This window comes from Bacteroidota bacterium, from assembly GCA_016183775.1.
Taxonomy (GTDB): Bacteria; Bacteroidota; Bacteroidia; order JABDFU01; family JABDFU01; genus JABDFU01.
This window is the reverse complement of sequence record JACPDY010000074.1, coordinates 26,455-47,508: the sequence shown is the minus strand read 5'-3', so window position 1 is coordinate 47,508 and position 21,054 is coordinate 26,455. Positions and strand designations below refer to the sequence as shown.

General features: G+C 40.7%; 14 protein-coding genes. 8 read left to right on the top strand and 6 right to left on the bottom strand.

Annotation, left to right across the window (positions count from 1 at the left end; translation table 11 throughout):
• Positions 1-84: 84 nt before the first annotated feature.
• Positions 85-2,745: an AsmA family protein gene (locus HYU69_09235; protein MBI2270523.1), complete on the bottom strand. Its 2,661-nt coding sequence runs from the start codon at positions 2,743-2,745 to the stop codon at positions 85-87.
• Positions 2,746-2,864: 119 nt separating this feature from the next.
• The gene (gene aroC, locus HYU69_09230) at positions 2,865-3,944 is read right to left on the bottom strand and encodes a chorismate synthase (protein MBI2270522.1); all 1,080 of its coding nucleotides are present in this window, start codon (positions 3,942-3,944) and stop codon (positions 2,865-2,867) included.
• Between aroC and HYU69_09225 the strand changes: the two genes are divergently transcribed.
• The 4 genes from HYU69_09225 (at position 3,943) to HYU69_09210 (ending at position 9,503) form a co-directional block, all read left to right on the top strand.
• Positions 3,943-4,170 carry a hypothetical protein gene (locus HYU69_09225; protein MBI2270521.1) on the top strand — a complete coding sequence of 76 codons (228 nt, stop codon included), beginning with the start codon at positions 3,943-3,945 and terminating at the stop codon, positions 4,168-4,170. The genes aroC and HYU69_09225 overlap by 2 nt on opposite strands.
• Before the next feature lie 63 nt (positions 4,171-4,233).
• The gene (locus tag HYU69_09220) at positions 4,234-5,484 is read left to right on the top strand and encodes an imidazolonepropionase (protein MBI2270520.1); all 1,251 of its coding nucleotides are present in this window, start codon (positions 4,234-4,236) and stop codon (positions 5,482-5,484) included.
• The gene (gene ftcD, locus HYU69_09215; GenBank protein ID MBI2270519.1) at positions 5,481-7,178 is read left to right on the top strand and encodes a glutamate formimidoyltransferase; all 1,698 of its coding nucleotides are present in this window, start codon (positions 5,481-5,483) and stop codon (positions 7,176-7,178) included. The genes HYU69_09220 and ftcD overlap by 4 nt, the downstream gene beginning before the upstream one ends.
• Before the next feature lie 63 nt (positions 7,179-7,241).
• Positions 7,242-9,503: a hypothetical protein gene (locus tag HYU69_09210; GenBank protein ID MBI2270518.1), complete on the top strand. Its 2,262-nt coding sequence runs from the start codon at positions 7,242-7,244 to the stop codon at positions 9,501-9,503.
• A 149-nt stretch (positions 9,504-9,652) separates the two neighbouring features.
• On the opposite strand, the gene HYU69_09205 is transcribed toward HYU69_09210, so the two are convergent.
• Together HYU69_09205 and HYU69_09200 are read right to left on the bottom strand one after the other, a co-directional pair.
• Positions 9,653-9,844: a hypothetical protein gene (locus HYU69_09205; GenBank protein MBI2270517.1), complete on the bottom strand. Its 192-nt coding sequence runs from the start codon at positions 9,842-9,844 to the stop codon at positions 9,653-9,655.
• A 71-nt stretch (positions 9,845-9,915) separates the two neighbouring features.
• Positions 9,916-10,521: a sigma-70 family RNA polymerase sigma factor gene (locus HYU69_09200; GenBank protein ID MBI2270516.1), complete on the bottom strand. Its 606-nt coding sequence runs from the start codon at positions 10,519-10,521 to the stop codon at positions 9,916-9,918.
• Between the two features lie 231 nt (positions 10,522-10,752).
• On the opposite strand from HYU69_09200, the gene HYU69_09195 reads away from it, so the two are divergent.
• The 3 genes from HYU69_09195 (at position 10,753) to HYU69_09185 (ending at position 12,390) form a co-directional block, all read left to right on the top strand.
• Positions 10,753-11,664, top strand: coding sequence for a M20/M25/M40 family metallo-hydrolase (locus HYU69_09195; GenBank protein ID MBI2270515.1), 912 nt, complete (start codon positions 10,753-10,755; stop codon positions 11,662-11,664).
• Positions 11,665-11,735: 71 nt separating this feature from the next.
• A complete protein-coding gene (locus tag HYU69_09190) occupies positions 11,736-12,029 on the top strand; it encodes a type II toxin-antitoxin system HigB family toxin (GenBank protein MBI2270514.1) in 294 nt (97 codons plus the stop codon).
• Between the two features lie 10 nt (positions 12,030-12,039).
• On the top strand, positions 12,040-12,390 hold the full coding sequence (locus tag HYU69_09185; GenBank protein ID MBI2270513.1) for a hypothetical protein: 351 nt from the start codon (positions 12,040-12,042) through the stop codon (positions 12,388-12,390).
• A gap of 38 nt (positions 12,391-12,428) precedes the next feature.
• Here the strand turns inward: HYU69_09185 and HYU69_09180 are convergent, their stop codons facing one another.
• Positions 12,429-17,066, bottom strand: a complete 4,638-nt coding sequence (locus tag HYU69_09180; protein MBI2270512.1) for a gliding motility-associated C-terminal domain-containing protein — start codon at positions 17,064-17,066, stop codon at positions 12,429-12,431.
• Positions 17,067-17,249: 183 nt separating this feature from the next.
• Positions 17,250-19,394 carry a type IA DNA topoisomerase gene (locus HYU69_09175; protein ID MBI2270511.1) on the bottom strand — a complete coding sequence of 715 codons (2,145 nt, stop codon included), beginning with the start codon at positions 19,392-19,394 and terminating at the stop codon, positions 17,250-17,252.
• A gap of 864 nt (positions 19,395-20,258) precedes the next feature.
• Here HYU69_09175 and HYU69_09170 point away from each other — a divergent pair.
• The gene (locus HYU69_09170) at positions 20,259-20,519 is read left to right on the top strand and encodes a hypothetical protein (GenBank protein MBI2270510.1); all 261 of its coding nucleotides are present in this window, start codon (positions 20,259-20,261) and stop codon (positions 20,517-20,519) included.
• Positions 20,520-21,054: the final 535 nt, after the last annotated feature.

Sequence of the window (21,054 nt, the reverse complement as noted above, 5' to 3'; positions counted from 1 at the left end):
ATCTGATTCATAAACCAATTTTTACTCATTACTGTTTCGTAAACGTGTTTAAATCATAAGCATGAAGGAGAAATGGTCACCCCTCTACTTCCCAAACAAACCCTTCAACTTTTTCTTCGCTTCATCAGCGGCCTTTTTTTTCGCCTCATCGGCAGCCTTGTTTGCGGCATCTTCCGCTTCCTTTTTCAGACGGTCGGCTTCGGCTTTGGCTTTATCTTCGGCTTCCTTTTTCAAACGGTCGGCTTCGGCTTTGGCTTTGTCTTCCAGCTCTTTCTTTTTCTTGTCAATTTCTTCTGTGACTTTGGCTTTCAGATCTTCCTTTACATTGCCTGCGGCATCCTTCAAGCTGGTTTTAACAGTAGGGTTCATTACAGTGCCGCCAAACAAGGCTTTCAGACTGATGTTGTCGCCCACACTTAAGTCAGCTCCTTTGCTGTTGGCCTGCGAAACCAAACCGCTTATTACGCTATTAGCCTGTGAACCTAAAGCCGAACGCGGCATTTGCAGATCCCAGATATAATCAATAGTCTGGTCGAACCCGTTCGACCCTCCTATCTTTCCTTTTACATCACCCAGTTTAAAATCAAAGGGATCAACTTTTACACGGCCATCCTCAAAACGGAAACTCAGATCGAGATCACTGAAATCGGCCTTTTTAAATTTTTCCATCTTCAGGGCATCGGCCAGTTTATTCATCGGCCCGAAGCCTTCCACTTTAACAGCTTTGGTTTGCAATTTGCCTCCGCCTGTAAGTGTGTTCATTACCGGCATCATTTTTTTATCGAGGGCGGCAATAAAATCAAGCTGGGTGGAGAATTTACCATTGGCATATTTACCAACAGGTGCCAGCTTTTGAACGGTATTAAATGTTTTGAAGGTTTTCTCTACATTCAGATCTTTCGCGTCGATCTTAAAATTAATGTTGGGTTTGTTCACATCCTTTGTATCGTAATAACCGCTGAGTGCCATTGATCCCTCAATGGTTGTAGTATTCATTTTCAGATTTTGCAGATCGATCCTTGAATCTTTGATAACCACTTTTCCCTCAATGTCGGATAACTCGAGGTTGGTATAAAGCAATTTGCCGATACTGGTAGTTAAAGTAAAATCAATATTGGCCGGAACCGGTATAACCGACATTGAAGCGGTATCCGCCGGAGTTGGTGTTTGCCCCTCGGTTGAACCGGTCATGAACTGGTTCAGGTCCATCAGGCTCGATTTCATGTTAAATGTACCCGTTAACAATTGTTCTTTAAATACATATTGCAGAAGGTTATCAATGCGGCCATCGGCCTTAATATCACTCTTGCCCATCTTCGCGTCAAAGCCGGCCAATTCAACAAACTTTGGTGAGAAGTTGAGTGTCATTGATTTCAACAATACATCGTAATTATCTTTTTCACTCTTGTAATTTACATCCATCACAATAAGCTGGCCTTTGGCATCAAACTCTTCATATTTTCCCTGTTCAAGTTTTGAAACACGGCCTTTCAGTTTCAGGTCGGCTGTGATGTTTCCATTCAATTCATCACCTTTATCCATCGGCACAACATCTTTCAGGCTGGCCAGGTTAACACGACCAATTATCGATCCATCAATATTAGCATCCGAAACAGGCGTGGTAACATGCATCTTCACATCAACAGGGTTTCCGGCCATCTCCACATGGAATTTATGTATGTCGATAATGGTGTTGTCGGGTTTGCCGTCTTTGTTGTCTACTTTAATATCAACCGTAATATCTTTTACCGCTTTAGGTAATGATGGGTACTGGAACATAGCATCGTTGATCATTACATGAACACCGAAAGCCGGCATTAGCTTATCATTGTAAATACCTTTTACAAAACCATCGAATGCAAGTTTTCCTGAGGTTTTAACTGTGGCGAAATCTTTTGAATAAACAGCGGGGATGAGCGACAAAAAACTTTTGAATTCACTCTGATTGGCTTTGAATTTAATATCCATGTCCATGTCGTCTTTGGGCATGGCGAAATAACCGTCAACACCAAATGATAATTCATTCAGGGCAATTTCGTTCTGCTTAAATGTGAACTTAAAATTCGGCATATCGGCAGCCAAATCAGCTTTCAAATTTGTTTTCACTTTGTTTAAATAGGTAACTCCTTCATACGTGGTGGTAAACTGCTCCATAGAAGTGAGTGTTTGAAGATCAAACAGGTCTTGTGTAAAATCTCCGCTCAACGTATGATTGAGCCCTTTAATTGTAGTATTAAAATTCATGGAGGCATCGTTATAAACGAGATAACCCTCCTTAATTTCAAACTTGCTTAGTTTCATTTTAAACTTTGCGGGTTCAGAAGCTGCTTCCGGTTTCGCGGCGCTGTCAGCTTTAGTTATATCCCAGTTCGCCTTACCATCCTTTAATACCTGTGCGTTAATGCGGGGATGATCAAATACAATTGATCGGATGCTGTATTGCTCACCTTTAATAACACTCATCAGGTCGAGCGACACAGTCAGATTTTTTGTGCTGAACAAGGTATCACCTTCAAACAACCCGACATTCGCGATACTTACATCATTGATCGACAATGTGAATTTCGGGAAACTGCTGATGAGTGTAAGGTCGAACTTACCGAAATCAACTTTGGCATTGAGACTTTTGTTGGCCTCCTCTTTCACCTTCGCGATGATCTTATCCTTAAAAATAAACGGAGCTGAAATGATCAGTACTATTAAAATTAAAAGGACGATACCAGTCCACTTGAGAACTTTTTTCATGATTATTTATTTTATAGTTTTTTTGTGTGCCGGGTCATGTTGAACTCCGTCGAAATATGTGGGAAGCTTTGCCTGTAAGCAACCGCACTACCTTTATTTTAAAATGACTTAATATGTAATTAAAAATTTGTCGTTTTATTTCTTAAAATATGATCGACCAATACCAAAGCCGCCATCGCCTCAACAATAGGTACCGCGCGGGGCAATACACAAGGATCGTGGCGACCCTTGCCTGCCATTTCAACTTCTTCTTTCTTTGAATTGATGGTAGTTTGCTTTTTCATAATGGTGGCAACAGGTTTAAAAGCGACACGGAAATAAATATCCTCGCCATTGCTTATCCCGCCTTGTATGCCGCCGGAATGATTTGTTTTCGTATGTACTTCTTTATTTGAAACGACAAACTGATCGTTGTGCTCAGAGCCTTTCATAGTTACACCATCAAAACCCGAACCGTATTCAAAACCTTTTACCGCGTTTATACTTAACATGGCTTTGCCAAGATCGGCATGCAGCTTATCGAAAACAGGTTCACCCAGTCCGGGTGGAACTCCGGTAGCTACGCATGAAATAACGCCTCCAATGGTATCGCCATCCTTGCGCACCTGTTCAATACGATTGATCATTGTCTCTGCGATCAGCGCATCGGGACAACGCACAATATTGCTGTCCGTTTTTGTCAGATCGAGTTTACGGTAATCCTTCATCAGCTTTATTTCGCCTACCTGCGAAGTGTAAGCGTTTATGGCGATCCCGTATTGCTTTAAAATTAATTTCGCGATGGCGCCTGCCACTACCCTGCTCACCGTTTCGCGGGCCGAGGAGCGTCCTCCGCCTCTATGATCACGAATCCCGTATTTTACATCATAAGTATAGTCGGCATGCGATGGACGATAGGAATCCACATTATGGTCATAATCTTTAGAACGCTGATTTTCATTCCGGATGATAAAACCTATTGGTGTACCGGTGGTTTTACCCTCAAAATTACCTGAAAGGAACTCCACCTTATCGCCTTCTTTGCGCTGGGTAACAATATGAGATTGGCCTGGCCTTCTCCTGTCCAGTTCGTGCTGAATAAAATCAAGATCAAGGGCCAATCCCGAAGGACAGCCATCAATAATTCCACCCAAAGCTTCGCCATGCGATTCACCAAAAGTGGTCAACTTAAAAAGTATTCCGAAAGTATTACCTGCCATGCAAACAAAAGTACGGATTTTGAAGATTAAACAGGGTATTCGTTTATTAATATTAAGCCATCCAGATGGCAAGCGCTTTCAAACGACGGAATGTTCTGGTCCATCAATGCTACCGCTTTCTTTGATCGCATCTCTGATGATATTCATTATTACAGAATGGAAAAATAAGGAATGCACGCGGGGCTTTCCAAATGAAGAAGGACAAAGTTTTCCAAGTCTCAGCTAATCAACCACAAAGAATAGAACCTTCTTCCTTTAATGCTTATCTTTATCGTCTTCTATCCGGCTTATGCGCATTCTCATTAAGAATATAAAAACACTGGTTCAGGTTGATGCAAATGACCGTTCCAGGGTTTGTGGCGCGGAAATGACAAACCTTCCTTGTATTAATAATGCCTGGCTGGCTATTGACGATGGTTTGATCGCTGATCATGGTACAATGGAAGATTTCCCGGGTATATCGGACTGGACAAACCTTACTGTGATCGATGCTAGCGATAAATTGGTTCTCCCCGGCTGGTGCGATTCGCATACCCACATTGTTTATGCCGGCAGCCGCGAAGGCGAGTTTGTTGATCGTTTGAATGGCCTTAGTTACGAACAAATTGCACAAAGGGGTGGCGGTATTTTAAATTCGGCGCAACGATTAAGAAATGCTTCAGAGGAAGAACTTATCCAAAGCGCGTTAATTCGTCTCGATGAGATCATGAAACAGGGTACTTGCGCGGTTGAAATTAAAAGCGGTTACGGACTGAGCCTTGAAAGCGAATTAAAAATGCTTCGCGTGATAAAAAGACTGAAAGAGCTGTCACCGCTCACTATCAAGGCAACCTTCCTGGGCGCGCACGCTGTACCAGCAGAATATAAAGGAGATAAAGACAAATACATCAGCCTGATCATTGATAAAATGCTTCCGGCAATCGCTGAAGAGAAATTAGCAGAATACTGCGATGTATTTTGTGAGAATAACTATTTCACAAAGGACGAATCAATAAAAATTTTAGAAGCCGGTCTGAAACATGGTTTAAAACCAAAAGTTCACGCCGAGCAACTCAGCAACTCAGGCGGTGTTGAAGCGGGGGTACATTGCAAAGCCATAAGTGTTGATCATTTGGAATATGCAGGTGAAAAAGAAATCAACCTGCTTAAAAATTCGAAGACCATGCCCACTCTATTGCCCGGCGCCCAGTTTTTTTTACAGCTTCCCTATCCGCCCGTGCGTAAAATGATAGATGCCGGATTGCCCGTAGCAATTGCCAGCGATTACAACCCGGGCAGCAGCCCAAGCGGAAATATGAATTTAATGGTAGCTTTGAGCTGCATCCAATACAAAATGACTCCGGAAGAGGCCATTAACGCGGCAACACTAAATACAGCTTACGCGATGGACATAAGCGCGACACATGGGAGTATCGCTATCGGCAAAAAGGCGAATATATTCATCACTACAGAAATTCCGGGTTATTCTTTTTTACCCTACTCTTTCGGAAGTAATTTAATTGAAACAGTAATTATTAACGGAACTATTATAAAGCAATGAGCTCTGTAAACAACCAACTGATCGAATGCGTTCCCAACTTCAGTGAAGGACGCGACATGCAAGTTATCAAACAGATCACAGACGTGATCGAAAGAACAGACGGCATACGTCTTTTGAATGTGGATCCCGGCAAAGCCACCAACCGCACTGTTGTGACTTTTGTAGGTTCACCTGAAGCCGTTTGTGAAGCGGCTTTCAATGCCATTAAAAAAGCCGCTGAAATGATCGACATGAGTAAACATAAGGGCGAACACCCGCGCATGGGAGCCACTGATGTTTGTCCGCTGATACCCATATCGGGAATAAGTATGGAGGAAACGGCGGAGTATGCTAAAAAGCTTGGAGCCCGTGTCGGCAAGGAATTAAACATACCTGTTTACTTATACGAGTCCGCTCAAAGCAATCCTGCACGCAAAAATCTTTCGGTAATACGTGCCGGTGAATATGAAGGCTTTTTCAAAAAAATAAAACTGCCGGAATGGAAACCTGATTTCGGTCCGGCTGAGTTTCCTGCGGGAACCGGTGCCACGGTCATTGGCGCGCGTGATTTTCTTGTGGCCTACAACATTAACCTGAATACAACTTCTGTACGCAGAGCTAACGCCATAGCCTTTGATGTACGTGAAACAGGACGCGTAAAGCGTGAAGGAAACCCGGTTACCGGAAAAGTGGTGAACGATGCTAAAGGTAACCCTGTTTACATCCCCGGCACTTTAAAAAGCGTGAAGGCTATTGGCTGGTACATTGAGGAGTATGGTGTCGCGCAGATTTCAATGAATTTAACAAACATCAATATAACACCTGTACACATCGCGTTTGACGAGGTCTCTAAAAAGGCTGCCGAACGGGGTGTGCGTGTTACGGGTTCCGAATTGGTAGGGTTAATACCCCTTCAGTCTTTGCTTGACGCCGGAATTTATTTTCTGAAAAAACAAAAACGTTCAACGGGTGTTTCAGAAAAAGAGCTGATCAAAATTGCTATTAAATCATTGGGACTTGATGAACTCGGACCTTTCAAACCCGAAGAACGTATCATTGAATATTTACTGAAGGACGCATCAAAAAGCCGGTTAATAAATATGTCGCTCACCGGTTTTGCCGACGAAACGGCGAGTGAAAGTCCCGCACCTGGCGGCGGATCAATATCGGCCTATATGGGCGCGCTGGGAGCAGCTTTAGGAACAATGGTGGCCAACCTATCTTCACACAAACCGGGTTGGGACGAGCGTTGGGAAGAGTTTTCCCAATGGGCCGAAAAAGGCCAGCATATTAAATCGGAATTAGTGAACCTTGTTGACGAAGACACCAATGCTTTCAATAAAATAATGACAGCCTTTGGTTTGCCTAAAACAAACGATGAGGAAAAAAAGGCGCGCACCGCGGCCATACAGGAAGCTACTAAATACGCCACTGAAATACCGTTTAAAGTGATGCAGGTAACATTGCGATCAATGGATATCATTAAAGCGATGGCGGAAACGGGCAATCCTAATTCGGTCACAGATGCCGGCGTCGGAGCCCTTTGCGCACGCAGCGCAGTGATGGGTGCCTACCTGAATGTTCGGGTGAACGCACAGGGCTTGCAGGACAAGTCTTTTGCCGATGATATACTAAAAAAAGGTGAAGAATTACAGACAAAGGCCCGGCAATTGGAAGAAGTAATTTTAAAAATTGTATCCGATAAGCTCAAGTAGCTTGTAAATACAACCTTTTAAGGGCTTTTCACGTATAACGAAAGCAGGAAAAAGATGATCTGGATGAACAGAATATTGCTCAAGTACGACTGGTTAAGGAGATTTATATTCTCTTTCTCCATTCAACTGTTAATGGTTCACATCAAGAAGAACCTGACTTTAATGATCTTTTGGGCCATCATGTTTGGTTTTGTAACCGAACACGTCGCTCCACGGTATGGTGTACCTTACCTTTTCCTCAGTCCTGAATACTTTGACAGAATAAATTTTCTATCCTATTTTATTGTTGGTTTTGCCTGTGGTGGTTTTATTATGGCTTTCAACATTTCGAGTTATATCATGAATGGCTATAGGTTTCCATTCATAGCTACTTTATATAATCCGTTCTTTAAATACTGTACGAACAATTCTGTTATTCCTGCTTTATTTATTGCCACATATATTTACAATATTTTCAGGTTCCAGCTAAGTGAGCAGGTGTACAGTACTTTCCAGATCATCATCCTCATTGCGGGACTCATCGCCGGCATTGTTACCTTTATAATCCTTTCTACCTCTTATTTCTTCACGATCAACAAAGACATCTACAAAATGTTCGGCGTCCGCGGTCAGGATACTGCCAAAGAAACACTGCGTCCTAACAGGCAAAGAATAGAATGGAAAAATCTGAACCTTATCAAGGAATCGCGCGACTGGTATGTGGAAACTTATTGGACCATGCCCTTTGTAAATAAGCTGGTACGCCCTGTGCGGCACTACAAGAAGGAAATGCTCCGTAATGTATTCAAACAAAATCATCGCAACGCCTTTATCTTCGTTTTATTGGCCGCTATTACATTGTTCGTTTTAAGTTTTTTTCAAAATGTTCCCTTTTTCATAATACCCGCCGGGGCAAGTATCTTTCTTTTGTTCACGATGTTCCTTATGCTAAGCAGCGCGCTTTATGTGTGGATACGAGGCTGGGCAAGTTTACTTCTTATAGCTATTTTTCTGATCGTCAATTCGCTTTACAAACTCGATGTTTTCAGCAATTATAATAAAGCGTATGGATTGAATTATGGAATTGAAAAAGCGCCCTTTACAAATGAAGCGCTCAACAAAATGTCCTGCGACAGTGTTTGTGACCAGATCGATATTAAATACGCTGTTGAGATACTGAATCGCTGGCGGTTAAAAAATATCAGTGAGAAGTCGGCCAAACCTAAACTTGTTCTTGTAAACACTACCGGCGGCGGATTAAGGGCTTCGCTGTGGACATTTTATTCACTGCAATATGCCGACAGTATATCAGGCGGAGAATTGTTGAAGCATACACAACTCATTACAGGTTCTTCCGGCGGAATGATCGGCGCCGCTTACCTGCGGGAATTATACTGGCAGCAGCAGTCTGGAAAAATAGACAACATGTATCTTCCCGAATATAAAAACAATATGGGAAAAGATATCCTCAACCCCATTGCTTTCAGTCTTGCCGTAAATGATTTCTTTTTTCCGCTTCAAAAAGTTGAAAAGGGATACTATAAATACAATAAGGACCGTGCCTACGCTTTTGAATGGAGGCTTAACCAGAACACAAATGGTATACTTGATAAAAGACTACATGACTATAAGCAGGCAGAATCGGAAGCTATTATACCGATGATGATCTTTTCACCGACCGTTGCGAATGACGGACGGAAGATGCTTATATCGGCACAACCGATCTCCTATCTAACACAAAATTCATATACCAAGAACCTGGACATTCAACCTATTTATGATGCGATGGATTTTGGCCGCCTCTTTGAAAAGCAAGGCGCACAGAACGTACACTTCACCAGTGTGCTACGCATGAGCGCTACATTCCCCTATATTTCCCCGATCGTATCACTACCCAGTGAACCCCGCATTGAAGTTCTTGACGCGGGTATGCGGGACAACTTCGGACTTGAAATATCCCTTAAGTACATGTATGCTTTACGGAACTGGATAACCAGCAATACAAGCGGAGTTATAATTATACAAATCCGTGACAAAAAGAAAGAATGGCCGATCGATGAGAATCCTACCCGGAATATTCTTCAGAATGTTCTGTTGCCATTAGGCTTATTATACAGCAACCTGTTTAACATTCAGGATTTCAACCAGGATCAATTGCTACAATACGCCAGCCTGTGGTTCGATCAAAAAGTGGATATTATCAATTTTGAAATGAAACGTAACCAAAAAGAGAATATTTCTTTAAGTTGGCACCTTACCAACAAAGAAAAACGTCAGGTACTCGGATCAATTGACCTGCCCGAGAATCAGGAAGCCTTTAAAAAGTTGAAAGAATTATTGAAGTGATCTTTAACCTGAAAAACAGGTTAGCTTAATATTGATTTTATTTGGGTCCAATCAATATGGGTATAATTTAGAGAGTGAAACTTAAACAGGCTCTCAACACAAACGCCCCCGATTTAATCGGAGGCGTTCCTGTAAGTTAAATAAAATCTTCAGTTCAATACCATATCAACTGCACCTAACAAATTTGTTTTATGTACACTCAGCACCTTTGAGTAATTAAGTATGTTATTAATAACCATGGCTGATGGCTCATACTCTCTGCCGGCAAATGCCTCATGAATTGGTTCCGAACTTTTAATGTTTAATTTAACTACGTTTTTTAGAGTAATGGTTTTGTGCATTCAGTTGTAGGTTTTGATTATTACAACTATATAACGCAACAAATTTTTACATATTGTGTTCCTCTAAAAAATCAGGCCGACATTACCAAACCATGCTCTTCGATCATTTTACGAAGGTTGATGAGGGCATACCGCATGCGGCCAAGCGCGGTATTTATACTCACGTTCGTACTATCGGCAATTTCTTTAAAACTCATATCGTAATAATGACGCATCATAAGTACTTCCCGCTGATCCTCAGGTAGTTTGACTACCATTTTACGGATATCCTTATTTAACTGACGTTTTGATATTTCCTGTTCAGCATTCAACTCACCATTACTGATCAGGTCAAAAATGTCAAATTCCTCACCATCCTCATTCGATCCTCCGCTGACAGTGGACATACGGTTATCCTTCCGGAAATGATCAATTAACAGGTTATGCGCAATACGCTCCACCCAGGGCAAAAATTTACCTTCTTCGTTATATTGACCCTTACGAAGTGTATTAATTACTTTGAAAAAAGTTTCCTGGAATACATCTTCAGCCAGGTCACGATCATTGGCAATGGTCATGATGTAAGAGAATAAACGTCTCTTGTGACGAAGAATAAGTGTTTCGAGGGCTGTTTCGTTACCTTGTATATAAAGGCTTACGAGTTTCTGGTCGTCCATAAGTTGCTGCTGCGTACGCATAGGTACCTCCTTTTTAACTTAGTTAACACTAACTAAAAAGTAGCAGTTTTATCTTATGGCTTTCCTTTTTTAGGTTTCCTTTGTTTAAAGAAAACGGGTGAAACAAAACTTGTTTAATTAACTTTAACGCAGCTAATTTTAAAATGTTGCATAAAATAGTTATTATTTTTACAACGCAACAAATGTATGGCTATTTTGGCTTAAAATCAAACTTTTCAACAAATTATTAACATGGAATTACTTAAGAAAATGTGCCAGATCGAGGCTCCTTCCGGAAATGAAGTGGCCATGAAAGATTTTTTACTCAACTATATTGAAAAAAACAAGTCAAAATGGGCCTTTAAACCAAAAATATTTCATGGAAAGGCTTTCCAGGATTGTATTGTATTGGTATTTGGAAAACCCCGAACCGCCATTTTTGCCCATATGGATTCCATTGGTTTTACCGTACGATATAATAAACAATTAATAAAAATTGGTGGCCCACAAACCAAAAACGGTTACAAACTGGTTGGGGCGGATAGCCAGGGAAGAATTGAATGTACCTTGAAAGTTCACAACGATAAAAGTCTTTCATACGCATTTAAGCGCGATATAGACCGCGGAACTATGTTAACTTTCAAACCGGATTTCAGGGAAACAAAAGATTTTGTACAATGCTGTTATATGGACAACCGGCTCGGCGTATGGAATGCATTAAAAGTTGCTGAAACATTGAAGGACGGAATCATCGTGTTCTCCTGCTGGGAGGAACATGGCGGAGGAAGCGTTGAATACCTCACAAAATTCATTTATAAAAAATATAAAGTTCAGCAAACGCTGATCAGTGATATTACCTGGGTTACAGAAGGTGTACAGCATGGAAAAGGTGTCGCGATTTCTTTACGTGATTCAGGACTGCCGCGCAGAAGTTATGTGAACAAAATTATTTCCATTGCAAAAAAACACAAACTTGCATACCAGCTTGAAGTGGAAGCCAGCGGAGGCAGCGATGGAAATTCAGTTCAGCGTTCACCCTACCCTATTGACTGGTGCTTTGTAGGCGCACCCGAGGATCATGTGCATTCCCCGGATGAAAAGGTGCATAAAAAAGATATTGAAAGTATGGTGAACCTTTATGGGGTGTTGATGAAAGAGTTATAAAATGAGTAAATTAAATATTTTCAATGTTGGTTCGCATAATGCGAACTTTCTTTTGTATATTTACCTTGTAAATGAATATTGTTGCATTCAGAACATTAAGGGCTTTCTATGAAAAGCATGAGGACTGTGAAACGCAATTAAAAACATGGTATAAAAAAGCTGTTTCAGATAATTGGAAATCACCAAAGGAAATCAAAGCAGACTATCCTTCGGCAAGTATTATAGCAGATAACAGGGTTGTTTTTAATATAAAGGGAAATGAATACAGGTTAATAGTAAAGTTTAATTATAAATATGGATGGGCATGGATACGGTTTATAGGTACACATGCTCAATATGATAAGATTAATGCAGAAACAATTTAAAAAAAATAAAATGAAGATCGCTCCGATTAAAAACGAAAGGGACTATCAAAAAGCATTACAAGAGCTTGAAAAAGTATTTGATGCCAAACCTAACACTCCTGATGGTGATAAAGGACAAGTGCTTGTTCTATTGATAGAAGATTATGAAAAGAAACATTATCCTATTGACGCACCTGACCCGATCGAAGCGATAAAATCCACTATGGAAGAAAAAGGTCTCAGCAATAAGGACGTTGTTTCATATTTTGGAAGTAAAAGTCTTGTCTCACAGGTTCTAAAAAGACAAAGAAATTTATCATTAAAAATGATAAAAGCACTACATATTGGATTAAAGTTACCTTATGAAGTTTTGCTGGGTTAAAAAAAGAAAATCGAAAAGGCAATTGTAAAAATCACATACTACCTTACAAGAGTCAAAAATCCTTTATAGCCATATACTTTATTATCATAACCATACGCCTTCACGAGGTAATAATATGTTCCGTCCGGAACCTCTTTTCCGGCCATAGTTCTGCCATCCCAGTTCACAGGAACTCCTTCATTATCCCACATTATTAATCCCCACCGATCCCAAATGGTTATTTCAATTTTTGATATGCCCACCGTTGTTATATCAAAATTATCGTTCCTGCCATCTGAGTTAGGGCTAAAAACATTGGGAATAACAATCACAGGTTTACCAAATACTACAATATCCCTGCATATAGAATCTATACATACCGCCGAACTCTTTGCGATCAGGCAGACTTTGTAAGTTCCTTCGCCGGTATATGTATGATTTGGATTTTGGATCGAATCCGTTTGACCGTCGCCATAATTCCACAACCACGCAGTTGTTCCTGAACTTGTATTTACAAAATCGATCTTTGCAGGTACTACACCTTTTAGCGGTATAGTGGTGAAATCAGCAACCGCAACAGGACTGTTTCCGACATTCAGTACAGCAGAACGACTGCAACTGTTTGCATCCATAACTGTTACCGTATATATTCCGGCAGAAAGGTTTGTTATATATGAACCGGTTCCTCCTCCCGGTGCCCAGGTATAAGAAAAAGGCACTGTTCCACCGGAAGCTGCTACTGATGCCGTTCCAATGTTTTGTCCGCATGTTGCATTGGTAAACGCGGAACTAAAAACCGGGGCGCCAATACTGTCAATAGTTGTGAAAGCTGTTTTTGAACAGCCATTATTATCAGTTATTGTTACGGTATATGTATTTGCGCTTAATGCGGTCGCGGTATTCGTTGTTTGTCCGTTACTCCATGAAAAAGTGAACGAACCTATTCCACCGCTGACTGTGGATGTAGCAACTCCGTTACTCTTACTGCATTTTTCAGGTGTGGTTTGTGAAGCGGAAACAACCATCACAGGCGGCGATGTAATACTGACAGTACTTATCGCAGTACAGGCATTTACATCAGTAACTGTAACCGAATAGGTTCCTGCAGAAAGATTATTTGCTATTTGTCCGGTTGTACCTGTACTCCATGAATATATTAATGCGCCCGAACCTCCGCTTGCCGAAGCGACTGCCTGGCCTGATCCGCCCGAACATAAAACATGAATTGCAGAAACAAAATCTATGGAGGGACCTGCAACATTACTGATCGTGACCGAAGCGGTTTTAGAACAACTGTTTGCGTCGGCCAGAGTAACAGTATAAGACCCCGCGCTTAAACCCGAAACCGTTGAACCGGAAACTCCGTTGCTCCAACTATAGTTTAATATTCCGGTTCCACCTCCGCTTGTTACGACCACAGAACCATTACCAGCACCACAAGTTTCATTTGTTTTTGTGAACACGGGATTGCTGATCGCGGAAGGTTGTGTGATAGTTACAGTGCTTACTGCGACACATCCCGCTGCATCTGTCACAACAACGGAATAAGTGCCGGCAGATAAGCCCGAGATAGTTGTTGACCCCGTCGCTCCATTGCTCCAGCTATAGCTAAAAGAACCTGAACCACCCGAAACGCTACCTGTAATCGCTCCATTACTATCTGCATAACAGCTTGGAATGCTTACTACAGACAAATTAATAGCCATAGCTTGTACCTGCAAAGTGCCGGTACCTGCACAACCTATCGCATCGGTAACCGTTATTGTGTAGGTTCCGGTACCAAGACCTGAAGAAGTCTGGGAGATTTGCCCGCTGCTCCAGGAATAAACATACGGTGATGTTCCGTCATTGGCGATCACCATAGCTGTTGCATTATTCCCTGCACAGGAAATTGTATCAATCGACACTTGTACATTTATATTCTGAATAAGATTTACTGATACCGTGTCATAACCAATCCCTCCCACTGCGTCTTTCACAAGAACTGTGTAAGTAGCGTTAGCAGTAGGACAAACATTAATTGCCTGAGCAGTGTCCCCGGTATTCCAGCTGTATGTATACGGCCCTGTTCCACCCGAACCTAAAGCACTGATTGTATTACAATGACCAGGGCAAGCCGTAGCTCCTGTTGCAGCAACAGTTATTGTGCTGTTACAGGGTTTGACAAAAACTGAATTTACCTTATCAACAGAATCGATCTGTCCATTATTGGTGTAAACTAATTTAACACTATAAAAACCGGGGGATATATAGACGGCAGACGGATTTGGTAACGATGAAGCCGAGGGAGTTGCTCCGGGAAAACTCCAGGCGAATTTTAATCCTGTTGTATCACAAGATGAATCCATGGATGATGTAAATGCAATGGAGGTATTGGGACAGACTTCTGATTTGTCGGCAATAAATTTTAAATTGGGACTGCATATATTGGAATTCAATTGGGTAATAAAAATTGTTAATGTACTGTTGGCTGTGGTTTGAAATGCACCAGTAGTAATTGGGTATCCACCATCCGTCATGCCTCCGCAATAAACAGTACTTCCACTTAATGCCATACCTCCCGAACGGGAGTAAGTATCTATCTCATCATGCCCTGTACCTCCCAAATACGTCATACAGGTTTGAATTCCATTTGAATTGTATTTTGCGACAAACTGATCTTCAACTCCGCCAAATTGAGTCTGGTAAGCGCACTGGCTTATTGGGTAATTTCCGGCATCGGTATCTTCCCAGGTTCCGAATACATAAATATTATCATACACATCAACTGCAATATCAACAATACTTTCGTTCATGTTGCCTCCAAGGTAAGTGGCCCATTGAATTACACCATTCGTATTAAACTTAGCAATGTACCCATCCTCACCTCCGCCAAATAGTGTCTGGTATGCTCCTGCTGTTGCGATGTTAGCCGTAGAACCTGTTCCGCCACCGGCAATTATAACATTCCCCAATCCATCGCAAACCGTTTCCGGGTATGTTCCCCATAAAGATTTCTCAGAAGATGAACCTCCAAAATAACTGCCCCATTGCAAAGCGCCGCTTTGATCAAACTTAAAAACAAATGCATCGCTCACACCCCCATATAAGGTCTGGTATGCTCCTGCAGAAACCGGAAGATCTGATGAGTCTGTAATTCCGGTTAAATACAAATTGCCTGATGCAAAGTCCCAGGTAATACCTCCCGCATTCTCCTTTGATGCACCCCCGAGATAAGTTGCCCAATTCCTGCTTCCATCAAATTTGAAACTGACCAAAAAGAGATCCACACTCCCTTTGAGAGCAGTCTGGTAAGCGCCTGTACTGGAAATAGCACCTGTTGAATTTGTTTCTCCGTAAACATAAATGTTACTTCCATCGGAACATACACTAAATCCCGCATCAGTACCTGTATCACCATAATAACTGGACCATTGCAATATTCCCGCGGCATCGGACTTTAAAACAAAAGCATCTGTACCTCCACCACTGGTATTCTGATAAACAGTATTAGTCGGTGCTGCGCCTACCGGCAGATCACCGGAGGCTGTAGATCCCACTGCAAGAATGTTACCCGTCGGATCAACAGATACATCATAACCGGTTTCTGCAGCTGTGCCGCCGAAATAAGTTGCCCAAAGACGATTCCCTCCTACGTCCATTTTCACAATAAAGGCATCTGAATTTCCATTGTTTATTGTCTGAAAAGCGCCGATAGAAACGGGAAAATTTATTGAAGAGGTTTGTCCGACAAATACAACATTCCCTGAATTATCTGCACTCAACGAATAACAATAATCAGAACTCCCTCCTCCGTAATAGGTAGCCCAGGGATCGATCACTAAAGGAAGTTCAGGGTTCCACGTTCCAAGTTCAAAGTTCACGGTTATTCCGTTCAGAATATACCGTGCACGCACATCAACTATTTTTCCATTAATTACCTGGTACACTTTGGGCATCGACTCAAAAAATTCATTTATACTCGTTTTGATAACAAGATGCCCTCCGCTGTTAATATGTAAATTTTCCACGCCCGTCCAGCGAAGCTTTATTTGATTTGGGTCTGCTCCCGGATTCACTACTATATCGTATTTTAAACCTTGTACTTTACCTCCACTTCGACTTCGCTCAGTGCAGGCATAATATTTTACATCTATATTATCATATATATTTTTTACGGTGACTTTGTTATAAGAGTTTAAATGCGTAATTCCTTTCGGACAATGTGAATAGTAATAGTTCGAATACCCCTCAACCCTATCATCAACTTCTATATTGCTATTCAAATTACAGTTTACAAAATCTACATCTACACGGTGAAGCTTAAGCATCTGCCGGCTCTTCAACTCCTCCCTCTTCTCTTTCACATTTTCAGAATTTACTTTCCCCTCTCTTTCAAATTCTGCCTCTTGCTCCTCCAATCTGTGTAACAATTCGGCTGAATTATTCAACACATAACTCATTCCCGTTTTACGTATATAAATATCAGCACCGGCGCTTTCACTTCTGTATAATATATCGGAGCAAAGTTTACCATTCATATCCGCAATTTGTCCTTTATTTTCTGTAAAGCACATACCACTACCCCTCAGATTCTGACTTAATGAGGACTGCCCCTTTTCAGAGGCAATATATTTGCTTAGTTTGGGGTGTTTATCGCCGAATTTGGCATTGGCATTTCTGCCTGCAATTACAAAATGGGTAGAAAAGAAGATCAAAAAAAGGCATATCCAATTCATTAAACTCCTGCCGAAAAATATAATCCGATTCGCTTTCACAAATTTTCACTGTGGATTGACGTTCAATTTACTACTCTTTTGTTAAACATACAAGTCTTCATGAGAGTTACTCTTATTATGAAAATAAAACGGATGATCATTAGATTAAAAACCGGACCATTGCTATCCAAAGGCAAGTTGGCTATCAGCTATAATCCCGATCACATTATCTGATTTCAATTTAAGTTTTGCATCAAACTTTCCATTGGCCCCTTTTAAACCTTTAACCGGTATTATCTTCCCCTGGATCAATTCAAGAGCCTGCTTTGCATTTAATTTTTTGCCGCTGAACTCTTTACTTACCGACTTACCGCATTCGCAGGAATATGTACTTTGCTTTGCTATAACATCTTTTCCGCAAAGGCATTTTCCGATAATCACCTGAATTTTAATTGTGGCATCAATAAATTTCTTTATGTATTCGAAATTATCCGATTCAAGACTAAGCTTTCTTTCCTTCGCGAGCTTTTTGGCAAGGGTAAGCATAGCCGCCGTTGCTTTATTCAGGGTGTTGATCTGAATATTTTTATACTTACTAACCTGCCCTGAAACAAAATTCCTGATCTCTGAAAGAAATAAATTGTATCCGTTACGACCCTTTTTACCCTTGTAAATTTCTTCGAGTTTTTGTTCCCAGGCGCCTGTCATTTCCGGTGAAGCGATCTGGCTTTCTTTTAATATACTGATAAGTTCGATGCCCTTACCTGTCGGGACCAGGCTTTTCTTTTCTCTTACAATATATTGCCTGTTTATGAGGGTTTCAATAATAGAAGCCCTTGTTGCGGGCGTTCCAAGTGAAAGAGATTCCATACGTTTTAAAAGCGAACTTTCATTGAAGGCCGAAGGAGGCTGTGTAAATTTTTGTTCCATCTCCACATGCTCCTTTTTAACCGTTTCCCCTTCAATCACATTGGGCAACAACTCCTCTGCTGCTTTATCTTCCCTGTAAAGTGCCTTCCAGCCCCATTGTGAAACAGTGGTTCCTGTACTCACAAATTCATGTTCTTTTATTCCGGTGATCAGGGTTGTTTTCTGAAATTTATACAATGACATAAATGCACCTGTGAACTTCCGGGCTATAAGAATGTAAATTTTCCGTTCCTCTTCGGAAAGCCTGTTGTTAAGAGCTTGCAAAGGTATTAACGCATGGTGATCGGTCAGCTTACTGTCGTCAAACACCCGCTTGCCAACTTTATCTACTTCCTGCACAAGATCATTTTTTGACAACAGAACTAATACATTTTTGGCCATTTCTTTACCGGACTCTCCCAGGTGTTGACTTTCTGTACGCGGATATGAAATTACTTTATGAGTTTCATATAAAGCCTGTGCCAGATCAAGTGTTCGGCTTGCAGAAAATCCATGAACCCGGTTGGCCTCCTGCTGCAATGAGGTAAGTGAATGCAGCAGCGGCGGAACTTCTTGTTTATCCTCCTTTTTGATCAGCCTGATGGTGCCGCTTTCTGAGCCTTGTACATCGGCAAATACCTTTTCAGCCGGCTCCTTCTTCAATATTTTTTTCGGATTAACAACCTCTTCCTTATCAGGCGCTGGTTGTTCATCGGGAAGTTCTCCGAATTTGTAAATACCCGTATACTGTTGGCCTTTGGCAAGAAACTGAGCCTTTATCAGATAATATTCTTCCTTAACAAATTCTTTCCGGAGCCTATCTCTTTGCACAATAAGCGCCAAAGTTGGAGTTTGAACCCTCCCCACACTCCAAACTTGTCCTTTACCGCTTCGCAGACTGATGAGTTGTGTTAAATTGATCCCGCAAAGCCAATCACTTTGCTGCCTCGCAAGAGCTGAAAAATAAAGACTATCGTAATTACGTGCAGGTTTTAAATTTTTCATTTCAGCTTTTACCACCTGCTCGCTGAGTGCCTGGCTTGACCAAAATCGAAAGGTATTGTCCCAGTTCTTCCAAAAGGATTGTTTCAAAATTAATCTGGCGATCAATTCCCCTTCCCTTCCGGAATCCGTCGCTATTATGACTTCCTGAGATCTGCTTAACAGGTGTTTGATTGTGTTGAATTGCTTATGCTTATCCTTCACCACATCATACGTAAAATCACCGGGAAGTATGGGCAGGTTATTCAAATCCCATCTTGGCGGAGCATTCAGCTTAGAAATTTCAATGAGATGGCCAAAAGCCCATGTAATGGAATAATCACCGGATTCAATATACCCGTCTTTTCTCTGCGGATCAGAGAATGCTTTGGCAATATCCTGGGCCACACTTGGCTTTTCGGTGATAATAAGCTTCATTGATTTGCCTAAATAATTCCAAATTACGGAATAGAAATCCGGAATTATACATAGCGAGAAGGTAATTTATGAACAATGCAATAAGTAGCTTTTGAAAAAATATAAAAATTCCCGGGAACAATTTTCCGGATTTTATATCGTCCCTGAGGAAATAAAAAAGTCAGGCAAAACCTGTTTTGAGCAGATGTAAGTTAATGCCATTGATCTCCGTTAAAAACCAGTGAAAAAGCCTGCCAACTGCCCAGCCGCATTGGTTTTATTTACAAATGAGATGGATTCTGATCAGATTCTGTAAAGCGTGAAACAACGCAATCATGTACGTTTAAATACCGGGATTAATAGGCTTAAATACGTAGATTAAAAACGCATTTATGCGAATAGTAAAACACGTATATATACGGATGTTTGGGGTATGAATAAATTGTACTTTCGGCACCATTTCAATATGTTTTATAAAAGAAACAATACTCATAAAGTTGTAGTTGAACTACATTCAGCTTTTGCGGATAAAAGATGCCGTCATTGCAACAAGCTGCTTATTGAAATGGTCTATATAAATTACAATGGTGAAACAAAGCAAATAGAATCTCATCCAAACAGAGAATCGGTTTGCTGCATGAATGCCAGCAATGCTATTGCAAATACTATTTCCAGAATTTTTGAACAAAATTAAACAGCGGTTTATAGCACATATAGTATTTTGAACTGATGACATTAGTATTAACTCGAGTATTGACACGTTTAGCTTTTATTTTCCATTGTTAATCGAATAATAAATTTCTATTTCTTACCGGACACTACTTTTGCTTCCGTTTTAAATTACCAGGGTAAAAAGTAAAACGTAAAAAAATAAAATGTAAAAAAATGAATATGGACAATGGAGATTTTTTTATCAAAAAACAAATTAATCAAAAGAGATTACAATTGTTTGTTTGGCATGATTTACCTTTGAAAGAAGGAAATTATACTATCTACGCTGTAGCAAAAAATATAAAAGAGGCAAAACAAATGGCTATCAGGAAGGCGCCTTTAAATATTCAAAAAAAACTAGAGAAACAATTAAATCTGCCTGATTCAATTGTTGTAAAATTTGACCACCCCAGTTCATTCATTTACAAGAGTTAAATCGCAGAAGTTATAATAATCAAATCACAGGAACCTGAGCAGGTTCAGGAAATGGATAGCAAGATTCACCGGATTATATTACTGTAAATACCCTGTGCGATAAGTAGATAGAGGATCATTTAATATACCCTACATAAGTCTGCGGAAAGCCTGCCTGCCATTACGAGAGTTTATACATCGGGCAGGCAGGAAACTGGCCAATGCTAACCCGTTTTCGCTTAACCATTACTAATAAATCAACGGCTGTTCATTCAGGTAACATCTACATTATCATCAGCAACGAAAAAAGTTTTCTTGTGATCAATATCAGCAGGTAAATCCGTGATTTGTTGTTCAGCAAATAATCATCGGTAAAATCGATTGCGAAGGGCCGAAATGCCTGAAAAATCAGCAGACATTAGAATATCTTTCACTACAACACTTTTTATATAGGTTACAATTTTACGTGTTCTTATTCCAATAAATTTATTTTTTTCGATGAACCTGATATTGCCACAGTCAAAAAATAAAAGAAAAGGATATATAAACATATAAT

What these genes read in the sequence shown, in the direction of transcription:
- HYU69_09235 (MBI2270523.1), bottom strand. Translation starts at nt 2,745, where the DNA reads ATGAAAAAAGTTCTCAAGTGGACTGGTATCGTCCTTTTAATTTTAATA.
- HYU69_09225 (MBI2270521.1), top strand. Translation starts at nt 3,943, where the DNA reads ATGCAAACAAAAGTACGGATTTTGAAGATTAAACAGGGTATTCGTTTA.
- aroC (MBI2270522.1), bottom strand. Translation starts at nt 3,944, where the DNA reads ATGGCAGGTAATACTTTCGGAATACTTTTTAAGTTGACCACTTTTGGT.
- HYU69_09220 (MBI2270520.1), top strand. Translation starts at nt 4,234, where the DNA reads ATGCGCATTCTCATTAAGAATATAAAAACACTGGTTCAGGTTGATGCA.
- ftcD (MBI2270519.1), top strand. Translation starts at nt 5,481, where the DNA reads ATGAGCTCTGTAAACAACCAACTGATCGAATGCGTTCCCAACTTCAGT.
- HYU69_09210 (MBI2270518.1), top strand. Translation starts at nt 7,242, where the DNA reads ATGAACAGAATATTGCTCAAGTACGACTGGTTAAGGAGATTTATATTC.
- HYU69_09205 (MBI2270517.1), bottom strand. Translation starts at nt 9,844, where the DNA reads ATGCACAAAACCATTACTCTAAAAAACGTAGTTAAATTAAACATTAAA.
- HYU69_09200 (MBI2270516.1), bottom strand. Translation starts at nt 10,521, where the DNA reads ATGCGTACGCAGCAGCAACTTATGGACGACCAGAAACTCGTAAGCCTT.
- HYU69_09195 (MBI2270515.1), top strand. Translation starts at nt 10,753, where the DNA reads ATGGAATTACTTAAGAAAATGTGCCAGATCGAGGCTCCTTCCGGAAAT.
- HYU69_09190 (MBI2270514.1), top strand. Translation starts at nt 11,736, where the DNA reads ATGAATATTGTTGCATTCAGAACATTAAGGGCTTTCTATGAAAAGCAT.
- HYU69_09185 (MBI2270513.1), top strand. Translation starts at nt 12,040, where the DNA reads ATGAAGATCGCTCCGATTAAAAACGAAAGGGACTATCAAAAAGCATTA.
- HYU69_09175 (MBI2270511.1), bottom strand. Translation starts at nt 19,394, where the DNA reads ATGAAGCTTATTATCACCGAAAAGCCAAGTGTGGCCCAGGATATTGCC.
- HYU69_09170 (MBI2270510.1), top strand. Translation starts at nt 20,259, where the DNA reads ATGAATATGGACAATGGAGATTTTTTTATCAAAAAACAAATTAATCAA.